This is a genomic window from Pseudomonas sp. W17, assembly GCF_040268305.1.
GTDB lineage: Bacteria > Pseudomonadota > Gammaproteobacteria > Pseudomonadales > Pseudomonadaceae > Aquipseudomonas > Aquipseudomonas protegens.
Genome location: NZ_CP158490.1, coordinates 3,200,702 through 3,214,882 on the forward strand (window position 1 = coordinate 3,200,702; position 14,181 = coordinate 3,214,882).

The window sequence follows — 14,181 nt, forward strand, 5'->3', positions numbered from 1 at the left end:
ACCCTGGAGTCCGCGTGTCGCAACACACCCCCGATCTGCCCCCCGAGCTTTTGCCCCTGGCCCAGATGCCCTTGTTGAAACGCCTCGCGGCGCGCTTCTTCGGCCATGGCCTGAACCGCCTGCGGGCCCAGCATCGGGCTTCCTGGCTGCATGGTCAGGCCGATGGCTTTCGCAGTGGTCACACTGCCGGCGTGGAATACGGCTACCAGGAAGGTCGGCTTGAGGGGCTGGAGGAAGGCCGCCAGGTGCTGTTGATCCGCGACAGCCGCAACACCGAGCACCGCCCGCCCGGGGTGGATGACCGGCTGTTCGATGACTGGCGCCTGCCGTTGAGCGCCGAGCTGAAAAAGCGCTTCAAGGCCGATGTCGCCCGCCTGCTGCCCGCCGCCGCGCAGCCCAGCGCCGCGCAGTGGAAGATGATTTTCAGCGACACACCCGCCACCGCGGTGATCGCCGGGGCCGGGGCCGGCAAGTCGACCTCGCTGGTGCTGCGCCTGCTGCTGTTGCATCACTATCTGGGCTTCGAACTGGACGCCATGACCGTGGTGACCTTCACCCGGGAGTCGCGCAAGGACTTCATCACCAAGCTCACGCAAGTCTTTGCCCTGTGGGGGCGGCAACTGGGCGCCAGGGAAGCCCGGGAGCTGGTGCGGACTTTCCACTCGCGGATTCTGCCCATGGTCCGCAGCCTGCCGGGCTTCGAGCGCCTGCAGGCCTTCGAGAACCTCAGCGATCGGCTCCAAGGCGGCGAAGACGAGGTGGACAGCAACCCATTCGATCTGCGCATCAACGACGCCCAGCGCCGGCACCTGAATGCCTGCTACCAGGCACTGTACCGCGATGACCCGCGCTTTCGCCTGGCGTTGCAGCCGTTGGTGCGCCACGCCCTGCAGCTCAAGGAACTGGAGCGCGATCACCCTGACGTGCAAAAGCGCATGGCGGTGACCGAACTGGCGGCCAAGCGCGATGAAGAGCTCTGCGACACCGTGGAGGACCTGTGGTTTCGCGCGGGCGCCTGGCCGATCAAGGGCATCGAGCCGCAGCGCCAGCGGTTCGAAATCAACGGTGCGACCTTTCACAGCCATGGCTATTGTGCGGAGCTGGACGCCTGGGTGGTGCTGGGTTTCGACCCGCGCGAGAGCCCGCAGCTGACCCGGCCCGGGGCCAAGCTGACGGTGCGGGCGGAGTGGGCTGTAAAGCGCACCCTGTTTCAAGCTTTTTGTCGTAAGTCATTGATTTGGCTTGATAGTTACGAAGCTTCAAAGCGTTCTGCCGGCGCCTTTTCGGCCCAGGTCAATGGCGGTCCGGGTTTCGATTATAAGGTCAAGGGTGAGCTGGCGTCGGCGCCGCTGCTCGATTGCTTTGTCGCCGCCGCAGGCTTTATCGAGAACCTGGGCTTGGAAGTGGGCGATGCCGTCGCGGGCATGAGTTTTGCCCAGGACGATCCGGACCGGTTTTTCTTCGAGGCCCTGAGCCTGTTCTGGCGAGCCCTGGAGGATCATCTGCTGGATCAGTCGCCGCCCATCATGAGCTACAACCGCATGTTCGCCTTGTTCAGCGAGCGCTCGCCGGAGAACTTCAAGCTGCTCAGCGATGCCTGCCTGCGCCCGATGTCACACCTGATGATCGACGAGTTCCAGGATGTTTCGCCGCAGATCGTTTCCTGGATCAGGGCCAGCCTTTCGGCGATCCGCAGCCGAGGCGCCGCCTTGCACATCGGGCGCGCCGCCCAGCATTCCTCGCTGCTCTGCGTCGGTGACGACTGGCAGTCGATCTACGGCTGGCGGGGCAGCTCGCCCAAGTACTTCATCGAGTTCAACAAGGAGTTCCCGTCCCCGAGCACCACCCGGGTCATGCTCAGCGAGAACTACCGCAGCCATCAGCATGTGATCGATGCCGCGGAACATATTGTCCGCGCGGCGCCGGCCATTGCCGGAAAGAAGGCCAAGGCCAGCGGCGAAGCTACGGAGCTGTGGCCGGTGCAGGTGCTCGATCGCGATGACCAGGGCCTGGCCCAGCGTCTGGCTGAGCACTATGAGCGGGGTGATTCGATCTTGATGTTGTTTCGAAAAAGTAGCGATAAGTTATTGATTGAAAACGTTATTTCACAAATAGTTAATGTTGATTCTAGCCTGCCTTCAGGGTCGCGGCGCCTGAAACAGCTGACCTATCACAGCGCCAAGGGACTGCAGGCGGATGCGGTATTCCTGCTGGGCGACTGCCAGCACCTGAGCAGTTCGCCGTACAAGAACCAGGTCTATCGCATGGCCGGGTTGGGCAAGGACGGCGATGCCGAGCCCTACGACAGCGCACAGAAGGACGAGATCCTGCGGCTGGCCTATGTGGGCATCACTCGGGCGGCCAAGCATTGCTACTGGTATGTGGACCGCCAGGAAGGCCCCTCGGGCAATGCGCCCAAGGCTTCGGACCGGGTACCGCGAGACAAGCCGTACTTCCAGGACTTGCGCCAGGCGACATGAAAAAAGCCCGCTGGCGAGGCGGGCTTCGGGTGAGGCAGCGGGGCTTCAGGCCTTGAGTGCCAGGGACGGGGAAAAGGCCTCCAGCTCATCTTCCACCGCCTCGATTATTCGTTCGACATCCGCAGCGCTCATTACCGTGGCACAGGGAATGCCGGCGATGGCGATCATGGTTTCGCCGCTGGCGCGATCGAAGAGCCGGGCGATCATGCTGCCGGGCGCATCCATGCTGGCTTCGAAACCCATGGGATGAAAATGCCAGCGCATCAGCTGGCAGGCGTTGGGAAAGGTGACTTTACTGGCCCAGACTCTGTTCATCGGTGGCCCACCTTGATTCATTGAGCGCTTCCTTGTGCTCGCGGTAGGAACGACCGGATCGTCAATGACCCGATCGGTTGAGGTTTTAAAAATAGCATTGGCTTGTGACGGTTCGCAGTTTTTTTGCCCACCGTCCGGCGGTTCACTCACGGATTATTGATGCAAGTCATGTCATCTCCCAGGCACCCCCCGGCGGCTGCCGTATCTGGCCGGCGGCCGGTCGTTGAAGCCCTTGGCGAAGTTCGGCAAGCTGCGCCTTTTCCTGTTCGAGAAACCTATGTCTGCCCCCGATGACGGGCCGCTGCACACCCAGGCCACCGGTGAAACCGTGATGCGCTACCACCTGTGCTGGAAGCACCGGGACCTGGATGGAGTAATGGCGCTGTACCACCCGGACATCCAATACAACGACTTTTTCCAGAACCGCACCCTGGGCCTGGAGGAACTGCGCGAATACGTGCGGGCCAGCATGCCCCGGGCTCCCGACGAGGCCCTGGAGCACAGCGATCGCATCCGCCTGGATGGCAACACCGCGTTTATCCAGTACCAGGTGACCCTGCGCGGCGGCCAGGGCCTGGTGTCATTTCGCTCCAGTGAAGCGATCACCGTGCGCGACGGGCTGATCTGGCGGGTCAACGAGTACGCTTCACTGGTCCGGGAGCCGGCACCGAGCAAGTCCTCCGCCAGACTGCGCCCGGCGGCCAGCCGGCTGGGGCTGTCGCCGCGCCAGTTGAGTTTCATGGCCGAGGACCTGCAGCAGTATTTCCAGCGCCAGCAGCCGTACCTGGACCCCGAGCTGGACCTGCAGCGGGTGTCCCGGGAATGCGGTTACAGCCGCAACCAGATTTCCTACCTGCTCAACCAGGTGCTGGGGCAGAGCTTCTACCGCTACGTCAACCAGGCGCGCCTGCAGCATCTGCTGGCAGCGCTGGACCAGGCCACGCCGCCGCTGCGCATCGACGAGCTGGCGTTTGCCGCAGGGTTCAACTCGCTGTCGGCCTTCTACAGCTGTTTTCGCCAGCACACCGGCCAGTCGCCCAAGGCCTACGCCAAGCAAATTTCTTTGCGTGCACGCGCGCAAGACAGCCCCTGAGGCCAGGCACTAGGATCGCCGCATTCGAAATTCGGGTTGCGGAGTGCTTGCATGCCAGCGTGGCGCAGTATCAGTTTGTGGATGGACCAGCTCGACGAGCCGCTATTGCCGCGGCCGCAGCTTGCGCAAGACCTGGACCTGGACGTGGCGATCATCGGCGCCGGCTATACCGGGCTGTGGACCGCCTATTACCTCAAGCGCCAGGCGCCGCAGTTGAATATTGCGGTGATCGAAGCGCAAACCGCCGGTTTTGGTGCCTCGGGCCGCAATGGCGGCTGGCTGATGGGCAACCTGCTGGGAGAAGACCGGCTGCTGGCCGCTCTGTCGCCGCAGCAGCGCCGGGCCTCCTTCGACCTGTTGCACGGAATCCCCGATGAAGTGGCCAATGTCATCGAACGTGAGGGCATCGACTGCGATTACCGCAAGGGCGGGGTGCTGTATTGCGCCGCCCGCTACCCGGAGCAGGAAACCAGCCTGCGCCACTATTTGGACAAACTCTATGCCCAGGGCCTGAACCAGGACGACTACCGCTGGCTCAACCCCGAGCAACTGGCCCAGCAGATCCGCCTGGCCAAGCCCTATGGCGGTATCTATGCCCCGCATTGCGCCACCATCCAGCCGGCCAAGCTGGTGCGCGGCCTGGCCCGGGCGGTTGAGCGCCTGGGGGTGACCCTCTATGAAAACAGCCCGGTGACCCATTGGCAGTCCGGCAGCCTGCAGACGGCCCAGGCTTCGGTGCGCAGCCGCTGGATAGTGCCGGCAGTGGAAGGCTATTCGGTCACCTTGCCGCCCCTGGGCCGCTACCAGTTGCCGGTGCAAAGCCTGCTGGTGGCCACCGAGCCGCTGGCGGAGTCCGTCTGGGAAGAAATCGGCCTGAGCCAGGGCCAGGCCTTCAGCGAAAGCAGCCGACAGGTGACTTATGGCCAGCGCTCCATGGACAACCGGCTGGTGTTCGGTGCCCGGGGCGGCTATCAGTTCGCCAGCAAGCTGCGCCATGACTTCGACCTGACCCGTGACGAAGTGGAACTGCGCCGCTACCTGTTCGGCGAGCTGTTCCCGCAACTCAAGAACGTGCGCATCAGCCATTCCTGGGGCGGCAACCTGGGCATGTCCCGGCACTTCAAGCCGCACATGCTCTGCGACCGGCGCAAGGGCATCGCCCTGTCCGGCGGCTATGGCGGCGAGGGTGTGGGCGCCAGCAACCTCGGCGGCCGGACCTTGGCGGACCTGATCCTGGAACGCGACAGCCCTCTGGTACACCAACCCTGGGTCATGCCCGAGTGCGGCCTGGAGGCCCTGCGGGCCTGGGAGCCGGAGCCGTGCCGCTGGCTGGGCTACAACGCGATCATTCGCAGCTTCGTGCACGAGGACCAGACCCTGGCCAACCCGGCCTCGGCTCCATGGCGGCGCAGGATGGCCAGCCGGATCGCCGGCTTCATGGAAGGTTTCATGCACTGAGCCGGCCTCTATGTACCGAACGCTGTCCGTTCGGATTTCCCGTCGAAAGGTAGAACCATGAGCATCACCCAATTCAAGCAAACCGCCACCGCCACCCTGGCCGAATCGGCACCAGTGGCGGTGCCCCTGGGCACTCCGGTGGCCGTGACCTCGGTGACCGCCGTCGAACGCAACGACGGGGTCGAGACCGGCATCTGGGAATGCACCCCGGGGCGCTGGCGGCGGCAGATCGTCGCCCAGGAGTTCTGCCACTTCATCCAGGGCCGTTGCACCTTCACCCCGGACAACGGCGAAACCCTGCACATAGAAGCCGGTGATGCACTGATGTTGCCGGCCAACAGCACCGGGATCTGGGATATCCAGGAAACGGTGCGCAAGACCTATGTCTTGATTTTCTGATCCCTTGATTGCCTGCCAACAACAAAACCAGCCACAGGTATCGACTCATGATCCGCAAGACTTGCGCGTTGCTATTGCTCAGCCCGTTGTTCCTGGCCACGTCCCTGGTCCAGGCCGATACGGTGAAGATCTACAACTGGTCGGACTACATCGCCCCGGACACCACCAAGGCCTTCCAGAAGGAAACCGGGATTGGTTTCACCTACGATGTCTATGACAGCAACGAGACCCTGGACGGCAAGTTGATGACCGGAAAATCCGGGTATGACGTGGTGTTTCCTTCCAACCACTTCATGGCCCGGCAGATTCAGGGCGGGGCACTGAAGAAGCTCGACAAGAGCCTGCTGCCCAACTGGAAGAACCTCAACCCGGTGCTGCTCAAGGCCCTGGAGGTCAACGACCCGGGCAACCAGCACGGCTTCCCCTACCTTTGGGGCAGCACCGGCATTGGCTACAACGTGGCCAAGATCAAGGAAGTGCTGGGCAACGATGCCCCACTGGATTCCTGGGACCTGATCTTCAAGCCCGAGTACATGCAGAAGCTGCAGAAGTGCGGGGTGGCGATCCTCGACAATGGCCCGGAACTGATCCCTACCGCTCTCAATTACCTCGGGCTGGCGCACCACAGCAAGAACCCGGCTGACTACAAGCAGGCCGAGGCGTTGCTGATGAAGGTCCGGCCTTATGTCAGCTACTTCCACTCGTCGAAGTACACCAGCGACCTGGCCAACGGCAATATCTGCGTGGCGGTGGGATTCTCCGGCGACATCCTGCAAGCGGAAAGCCGTGCCAGGGAGGCGAAGAACGGGGTGGAGATCGGCTACTCGATTCCCAAGGAAGGCTCGCCGATCTGGTTCGACATGGTGGCCATGCCAGTGGATGCCCCGGATGAGCAGGCCGGCTATGCCTTCATGAACTACCTGCTGCGCCCCGAAGTGATGGCCGGCGTGAGCAACTACGTGCACTACGCCAATGGCAACCTGCAGGCCGACAGCCTGATCGACCCGGCCATCAAGAACGACACCAAGGTCTACCCGAGCCCGGAAATGATGAACAAGCTGTTTGCCCTGGAGGCCATGCCGCTGGACATCGACCGCATCCGCACCCGCCTGTGGAACAAGATCCGCAGCGGCAGCTGACCTGACCCCTTCGTAGGAGCCGCCTTGCCGACGAAGAGGGCCTCAAGCCTTGTGTTGCGCTCGGGGTCGCCTTCGCTGGCAGGCCAGCTCCTACGCCCGTCGTTCTCCATAGAGGGCGCCAGCCGGTCCGCCTCTTAGGTGCCGGTGTGGGGGCGGCAGTTTCTATAGCTGGGTGTTTTCCGGGAGCAGGGCGCCGCCATCCACCACCAGGGTCTGGCCGGTGATATAGCCCGCTTGCCGTGACGCCAGGAACAGCATGGCCCAGGCAATATCCTCGGCACTGCCCAGGCGCTTCAAGGGAATGCTCGAAGCCAGGGTCGAAGCGTCGCCGAGATTGTCCATGGCCTGGGTGGCAATCAGCCCGGGCTCCACGCCGTTGACCGTGATTGCATATTCCGCCAGCTCCAGCGCGGCAGCGCGGATAAAACCATTGACCCCGGCCTTGGAGGCCGCGTAGTGCGCGAGCCCGGGAATCGCCGTGCGCGGGCCGGTGACCGAGGAGGTGATGACGATCCTCGGCTGCTGGGACCGGCGCAACGCCGGCAAGGCGGCTCGGGTCAGCCAGAAGCAGCTTTTCAGGTTCACCGCCAGGGTGCTATCCAGGGTTTCATCCTCCAGTTCGGCCAGCTTCTGCATCGGAAAGATCGCGGCATTGTGCAGCAGCAGGTCGAGGCCGCCGAAGGCCTCCAGGGTTGCCGCCACTGCCTGTTCGGCGGCATTGCGGGTGCCCAGGTCCACAGGCAGCAGTTCGGCGGTGCCGCCGGCTTGGCGAATCAGCCGCAGGGTTTCATCGCCTGATGCCGCGCTGCGGGTCGCCAGCATGACCCTGGCCCCCTGGGCGGCGAACAGTTGGGCGATGGCCCGGCCGATGCCCTGGCCGGAACCGGTGACCAGGGCGATGCGCCCATGCAGAGCCTGGCTCATGAGGCGGCTCCTGGCAGAACCTGGGCCAGGCACTGGTCCAGCAGGCGGTTGTGCAGGTCGACCTGCGCCTCGCTGGCGGTGGGGCACAGCAGCGCCATGTTGTGGAACGGCGTCAGCAACACCCCGCGATTGAGCAGGTACAGGTGCAGATAGGCTTCGATCAGCCCATGGCGGGCATGATGGGCCTCACCGCCGTTGCGCGGAGGCTGCTGCATGAACAGGTATTCGACCCGGGCACCGATGCGGGTCACGTGCCAGGGCAGGCGGTGCTTGTGGATGATGGCTTGGACCCCGGCCCGCAGGCGCTCGGCGAGATGGAACATATGGGCGTAGCTGGCCTCGTTCATCACTTCGCTGAAGGTGGCGCGCATGGCCGCCATCTGCAGGGCGTTGCCGGCCAGAGTGCCGCCGAAGCCGAAATGGTTGATCGCCTGGCCCGGCTGGAAATGCGGCAGCACCTGCCAGATCCGTTCGGCCATGGCCTGGCTGGCGCCCCAGACCGCCGTGGGAATGCCACCGGCGATGGATTTGCCGAGAACGAAGAAGTCCGGCTGCAACCCGTGTTCGCCGCAATAGCCGCCGGGGCCGCAGGACAGGGTATGGGTCTCGTCGATGATCAGCGGCACCTCGTAGCGCCGGGTCAGCTCCCGCAGGCCATCATGAAAGCCCGGGGCTGGCGGCACCATGCCGACGTTGGTCATGAAGGGTTCGGTGAGTACCGCGGCCACGTCGCCATGGGCCAGGGCCGCTTCCAGGGCTGGCAGGTCGTTGAACTCCACCAGCCGCGTGGTGGCCTGGTGCTGCAGGCCGTTGGCGTGCACGCCGTCCCGCGGGATCATCTGGCCCTGGGCGTCGAACTCCACCTGGGACTCGTCGACGCTGCCGTGGTAGTTGCAGTTGAATACCAGGACCTTCTGCCGCCCGGTGATCATCCGGCACAGGCGCAGGACAAAACGATTGGCGTCGGTGGCCGAGGTGGTGACCTGCCAGTAGGGCAGGCCAAAGCGCCGGGTCAGTTCCTTGCCGACCCACAGGCTGTCGGCCGTGGGCAGCATCAGGGTCGAACCATGCAGTGCCTGTTCGGCGATGGCAGCGGCGACCGCCGGTTGGGCGTGGCCGAACATCGCTCCGGTGTCACCCAGGGCAAAGTCCACGTAGTGATGACCGTCGCAATCGGTGAGGGTCGCGCCCTGGGCGTCGGCCACCATGATCGGGTAGGAGCCGGGCCATTGCTGCATCCAGTGCAAGGGCGCGCCGTACAGCCAATGCTGGAGGTTTTCCTGGTAGAAAGCGCCGGAGCGCGGGTGTTTCTCGGCAAACAGTTGCAGTTCGGTCTGGTAGCAACTGGCGACGCGTTGCAGATCGAGGCCCAGAGTCATGGCAGTGTCCTGTGAGGAAGAGGGCTGGCTGGCCCAGGTGCCGGCCTGGGCCGGCAGCCTGGAGCCAGGGGGCGGGTATCAGCGGTGCCGGGTACGGTTGAGCACCTCTGCCAGGGCTCCCACCGGAAAGTTGGCGGCGCTGCTGAAGTCGGCACCCTGGTAGCCGAAGATCTTGCCGTCGCTGCGACCGGCCTTGAGGTCGATCAGCACCAGGCCCAGGGTCGGGACGATCTTTTCTCGCCAGACGAACAGGTACAGCTGCTCGGCGATCTTGTAGTAGTGGCAGCGGTCGGTATCCGCCAGCCCCTGTTCGACGCCCCGCAGGCATTGCCAGCTGTAGAAGTTGGCATTCAGGTAGATGTGCTCGTAGGCCTCGCTGGCGCTGTAGATGTACCGGTTGCGCAGGCCCACCAGTTCATCGGTGGGTTCATGGCGTGGCGTGCTGGCGGTGACCGGCGTGTCGATGGCGCCGTGGAGAAACTGGGCCTTGACCGAGGTCAGCTCGCCACCGGCCAGGGCCCGGCTGAACAGGTCGACGCTGGATTCGGCCTGGCTGGGCATCTGCCCGATGACGGCGCTGAAGCATTGCTGCTCAAGGTCCAGGACCAGGCTCACCGAGTGGATCTGCCCCTGTTCGTGCTTGAGGAAGTCCACCAGGTAGATGCCGGGGCGCAGGCAGGTTGCGCGATAGGGCAACTCGGCGCCGGCCGCTTCCCCGACGTTGTTCCAGCGCAGGGTGTGGGCGGCGAAATGGTGTTCGATCTGCCAGTGGTTGTCGAAGTGCAGAGTCAGGTGGCGACCCGCCAGGTCGTCGACCGCCGGGAGGATGTGATTGTCTTCGGCAAAGCCATCGGCGAGGGCTCCGACGGTGATCCATTCAGGTTGCGGGTTCATGGCAAGGCTCTTGTCAGCAAGGAGAGCTGTATGTTCGGCCGCCAGCCCCGGGTTGCCCATCAACCTTATGGTTGAAGTGCCCGGGCTTTACAGGAACAGCGCCCTGACCAGCTCCGTACGGTTACTGACGCCGACCTTGCGGAACAGGTTGATCAAGTGGGTCTTGACCGTGGGCAGGCCCAGGTCCAGGCGCCGGGCGATGGTCTTGTTGTCTGCGCCGTCGCGCAGCAGCCAGGCGATTTCCCGCTCCCGGGGTGTCAGGCCCGACAGGCGCTCATCGACCTGGGACCAGGGCGCCAGGGCGGCAATCTCCAGCAGGCCCTGCAAGGCATGCAGGGTGCCCAGTTCCTCCACGCTGAAGTGCCCCAGCCCGACGTCGCGCAGCAACGACAGGCCGGCGACCGGCCGTTCGCCATCGCGGGCCAGGATTTCCACCACATCCAGTACCCCATGGCGCTGCAGGAACCCCTGATAAACCTCGCTCTCGTGATGGCCCTGGTGGGCCATGCCCATGTGCAGAGACAGCACCGGGCGCCCCGCCGCGGCGCAGTGACGAGGTTGCAGGGGGTCGTAGTGGCGAAAGTGCTGCAGGTAGGCCTGGTGCATCTGCTCCGGCATGCGGTACAGCGAAAAATCCCGGGCCTGCAGTTGGGCATCGATGCGGTAGAAGGCGCAGAGGCTGGCGGGTACTACCCGGGTGAAAGCGGCGATGCAGCGGTGGCCCAGTTCATGGGGGCCGGGCAGGGACGCGGGTGCGTTCATCGGATGGCTCCTGGCTGCACCTGGGGCAGTGGCTCGGTGAAAGGGGCGCAACGACGTGGATTGATCCTGTCCGGAACCCGGACTGCCACAGTGAAACGGTGCTGGGCGTGCCTGGCAAGCCTCCAGCGCTGCAGGCTGCGATCGTGATTGCCTCGATCGCAGCCTGCGGCCGGGGTTAGCGGCGGGCCTTGCTCAAGCCTTCGGCCAGGGCGTCGACTATGGCATCGGCCTGTGCCTGCTGGATCACCAGGGGCGGCGAGAGAATGATCTTGGTGCCCACCGGGCGCACCATGACCCCGTTGTCCCGGGCGATCTGTGCCACCTGATTGGCGTAGCCGCTCATGGGGTCAATGGGTTCGCGGGTGGTCTTGTCCGCCACCAGGTCCAGGGCCAGCATCAGGCCCTTGCCGCGCACTTCGCCGACGGTGTCGAAGCGCTCGACGAAGGGCAGCAGCTTGTCGAGCATGTAGTCGCCCATTTTCGCGGCGTTGGCCGGCAGGTCCTCCTTGACCACGATGTCCAGGCACGCCAGGGCGGCGGCGCAGGCTACCGGGTGCCCGGAGTAGGTGTAGCCATGCATGATGGCCCCGGTGAAGTTGGCGTTCTTCTCGAAGGCTTCCTCGATGCGCCGGTTGACCACCGTGGCGCCCAGTGGGATGTAGCCCGAGGTGATGCCCTTGGCCAGGCACATGATGTCGGGCTTGACGCCCCACAGGCGGCTGCCGAACATCGAGCCGCTGCGACCGAAGCCGGTGACCACTTCGTCGGCGATCAGCAATACGCCGTACTTGTCGCAGACTTCACGGATCAGCGGCCAGTAGTTGGCCGGTGGCACTATCACGCCGCCAGCGCCCTGGATCGGCTCGGCAATGAAGGCGGCGACGGTGTCCGGGCTCTGGAACTGGATTTCCCGCTCCAGCAGGTCGGCGCAGATCTTGCCCAGCTCTTCCGGGTCCTGGCTGTAGGGGTTGCGGTACAGCCAGGGGGTATCGATGTGGTAGCAGCCCGGCAGCAGCGGCTCGTAGTTGCGGCGGAACACCGTGTTGCCGTTGACCGAGGCGCCGCCGAAGTGGGTGCCGTGGTAGCCCTGGCGCAGGGAAATGAACTTGGTGCGGTCGGCCTGGCCTTCGAGCTTCCAGTACTGGCGGGCCAGCTTCAAAGCGCTTTCGATGGCGTCCGAGCCGCCGGAGCTGAAGGCCACCCGGCGCATGTCCTCGGGTTCCAGCAGGTTCATCACCACCCGCGACAGTTCTTCGGCCCGGGGATGGCTGACCCCGTCGAACAGCTGGAAGTATTCCAGTTCATCAAGTTGCGCGGTGATCGCCGCCTTCACTTCCTTGCGGTTGTGGCCGACGTTGACGTTCCACAACCCGGCAACGCCATCCACCAGCTGGTGGCCCTTGTCGTCATACACATAGCAGCCGTCGCCACGGACGATGCGGATCGGCTCGCGTTGCTTCATTTCGTTGGGGTGCAGCATGGGGTGCCAGAAACGGCTTGGTTCGCTCACGTTGAGTCTCCTGATAACGCACGGACAGCGTGGAGATATTAGTGCGTCATTTATGCGCCCCTGGCTTGCCTCTGTGTGCCAGGGCACTTGACCCAGGCTGCCAGTGGCGGGTTTGCGGGCCTGTTCGCTGGTAAATGGCGTGCACCTGCAAGGGCTGGCTTGCCAGCGAAGGCCCTGGCGGGGCTGGCAGCCAGGGCCAAGTTTCGCGGCAGCCAGGGTCAAGACGGCGTGCGCCTTTGCGCTCAAAGTCCATCTCGAACTAGGTCTACCTGCGAGGATTCAAGATGAGCGTTGCCATCGACCCACGTGTCGCTGCATTCATAGACAGTCAGCATGGCCTGCTGATCGACGGTCACAGCCAGCCGGCCCTCAGCGGTGCGCGGATGGCGGTGTACAACCCCGCCAGTGGCGAACAATTGGCCGAGGTCGCGGCAGCCGCCCAGGCCGATATCGACCTGGCGGTGAACGCCGCACGTCGGGCCTTCGAGGGGAGTTGGAAGGCGCAGCGCCCCGCCGACCGCGAGCGCCTGCTGCTGAAGCTGGCGGACCTGCTGGAAGCCAATGGCGAGGAACTGGCGCAACTGGAAACCCTCAATAACGGCCAGTCGATCCACCTGGCCCGGGCCCTGGAGGTGGGAGCGGCCGCAGAGTTCACCCGCTACATGGCCGGCTGGGCCACCAAGATCGAGGGCAAGAGCCTGGATGTTTCCATCGCCGCAGTGCCCGGGGCGCAGTACCGGGCCTACACCGTGCCGGAGCCGGTGGGCGTGGTGGGGGCCATCGTGCCCTGGAACTTCCCGCTGCTGATGGCCATCTGGAAAATCGTTCCGGCCCTGGCCTGTGGCTGCACCGTGGTGCTCAAGCCGGCGGACGAAACCCCGCTGACCGCGTTGCGCCTGGGCCAGTTGTGCCTGGAAGCGGGGATCGCCCCCGGGGTGGTCAACGTGGTCACCGGCAGTGGCGCCCAGGCCGGCGCGGCCCTGGCCGCCCATTCGGGAATCGACAAGCTGGCGTTCACCGGCTCGACCCAGGTGGGCAAGCTGATCGGCCATGCCGCGGTGGACAACATGACCCGTTTTTCCCTGGAGCTGGGCGGCAAGTCGCCGGTGATCGTGCTTGACGACTGCGACCCGCAGACCGCCGCCGCCGGCGCCGCCGGGGCGATCTTCTTCAACCAGGGGCAGGTGTGCACGGCGGGTTCGCGGCTGTACATCCAGCGCCGCATCTATAACGAGGTGCTGGAGCGCCTGGTGGCCATTGCCGGGTCCCTGAGCATCGGGCCGGGGCTGGACGAGCAGGCACAGATCAATCCGCTGATTTCCGCCAAGCAGCAAAAACGCGTGCTACAGATGGTCCAGCGCGGAGTTGAAGAGGGCGCCCGGCTGCTCTGTGGCGGTGTCGCCCATGGCGAGCGGGGCTTCTATGTGCGCCCGACGGTGGTGGCCGATGTGCACGCCGACCAGCAACTGGTGCGCGAGGAAATCTTCGGCCCGGTGGTGGTGGCCACGCCGTTCGACACCCTGGACGAAGTGGTGGGCCTGGCCAATGACAACCAGTACGGGCTGGGGGCGAGCATCTGGTCCAACGACCTGGGGCGGGTCATGCAGCTGATTCCACAGATCAAGGCCGGCACTGTCTGGGTCAACACCCACAACATGCTGGACCCATCGATGCCCTTCGGTGGCTACAAGCAGTCGGGCATCGGTCGCGAGATGGGCCATGCGGCCATCGAGGCCTACACCGAGAACAAGTCGGTGTGCATCGCTTATTGAGCCGAACGCCTTCGCCGGCCAGCCGGCCCCTGCGGGCTCAGGGCCAACCGGTTTAC

Annotated in this window: 12 protein-coding genes; 6 read left to right on the forward strand and 6 right to left on the reverse strand. The window is 64.6% G+C overall.

Annotated features, from left to right (window positions below):
• Window positions 1-14: 14 nt before the first annotated feature.
• Window positions 15-2,480 (forward strand): UvrD-helicase domain-containing protein, encoded by a 2,466-nt coding sequence (locus tag ABCR88_RS14965; protein ID WP_350404778.1) that lies wholly within the window; start codon window positions 15-17, stop codon window positions 2,478-2,480.
• A gap of 45 nt (window positions 2,481-2,525) precedes the next feature.
• On the opposite strand, the gene ABCR88_RS14970 is transcribed toward ABCR88_RS14965, so the two are convergent.
• Window positions 2,526-2,795, reverse strand: coding sequence for a DUF1652 domain-containing protein (locus ABCR88_RS14970; protein ID WP_011061512.1), 270 nt, complete (start codon window positions 2,793-2,795; stop codon window positions 2,526-2,528).
• A 277-nt stretch (window positions 2,796-3,072) separates the two neighbouring features.
• On the opposite strand from ABCR88_RS14970, the gene ABCR88_RS14975 reads away from it, so the two are divergent.
• The 4 genes from ABCR88_RS14975 to ABCR88_RS14990 are packed head-to-tail and all read left to right on the forward strand — an operon-like array spanning window position 3,073 to window position 6,884.
• On the forward strand, window positions 3,073-3,888 hold the full coding sequence (locus ABCR88_RS14975) for a helix-turn-helix domain-containing protein (RefSeq protein WP_011061511.1): 816 nt from the start codon (window positions 3,073-3,075) through the stop codon (window positions 3,886-3,888).
• Between the two features lie 51 nt (window positions 3,889-3,939).
• Window positions 3,940-5,346: an FAD-dependent oxidoreductase gene (locus ABCR88_RS14980; protein WP_015635771.1), complete on the forward strand. Its 1,407-nt coding sequence runs from the start codon at window positions 3,940-3,942 to the stop codon at window positions 5,344-5,346.
• A 57-nt stretch (window positions 5,347-5,403) separates the two neighbouring features.
• A complete protein-coding gene (locus tag ABCR88_RS14985) occupies window positions 5,404-5,745 on the forward strand; it encodes a cupin domain-containing protein (RefSeq protein WP_019095326.1) in 342 nt (113 codons plus the stop codon).
• Window positions 5,746-5,792: 47 nt separating this feature from the next.
• Window positions 5,793-6,884 (forward strand): polyamine ABC transporter substrate-binding protein, encoded by a 1,092-nt coding sequence (locus ABCR88_RS14990; RefSeq protein ID WP_350404780.1) that lies wholly within the window; start codon window positions 5,793-5,795, stop codon window positions 6,882-6,884.
• A gap of 162 nt (window positions 6,885-7,046) precedes the next feature.
• Here the strand turns inward: ABCR88_RS14990 and ABCR88_RS14995 are convergent, their stop codons facing one another.
• The 5 genes from ABCR88_RS14995 to ABCR88_RS15015 all read right to left on the reverse strand — a co-directional run bounded on the left by ABCR88_RS14995 (window position 7,047) and on the right by ABCR88_RS15015 (window position 12,353).
• The gene (locus tag ABCR88_RS14995) at window positions 7,047-7,808 is read right to left on the reverse strand and encodes an SDR family oxidoreductase (protein ID WP_041118407.1); all 762 of its coding nucleotides are present in this window, start codon (window positions 7,806-7,808) and stop codon (window positions 7,047-7,049) included.
• Window positions 7,805-9,187, reverse strand: a complete 1,383-nt coding sequence (locus tag ABCR88_RS15000) for an aspartate aminotransferase family protein (RefSeq protein ID WP_325984724.1) — start codon at window positions 9,185-9,187, stop codon at window positions 7,805-7,807. Before ABCR88_RS15000 ends, ABCR88_RS14995 begins: the two co-directional genes overlap by 4 nt.
• A gap of 78 nt (window positions 9,188-9,265) precedes the next feature.
• A complete protein-coding gene (locus ABCR88_RS15005; RefSeq protein WP_041118403.1) occupies window positions 9,266-10,081 on the reverse strand; it encodes a molybdenum cofactor biosynthesis F family protein in 816 nt (271 codons plus the stop codon).
• Window positions 10,082-10,168: 87 nt separating this feature from the next.
• Complete coding sequence (locus ABCR88_RS15010) at window positions 10,169-10,843, reverse strand: helix-turn-helix transcriptional regulator (protein WP_041118401.1); 675 nt, start codon at window positions 10,841-10,843, stop codon at window positions 10,169-10,171.
• Window positions 10,844-11,018: 175 nt separating this feature from the next.
• Entirely contained in the window at window positions 11,019-12,353 is a 1,335-nt protein-coding gene (locus tag ABCR88_RS15015; RefSeq protein WP_011061503.1) for an aspartate aminotransferase family protein, read from the reverse strand.
• Window positions 12,354-12,637: 284 nt separating this feature from the next.
• Here ABCR88_RS15015 and ABCR88_RS15020 point away from each other — a divergent pair, with 284 nt between their 5' ends.
• Window positions 12,638-14,125: an aldehyde dehydrogenase family protein gene (locus tag ABCR88_RS15020; RefSeq protein ID WP_011061501.1), complete on the forward strand. Its 1,488-nt coding sequence runs from the start codon at window positions 12,638-12,640 to the stop codon at window positions 14,123-14,125.
• Window positions 14,126-14,181 lie beyond the last annotated feature (56 nt).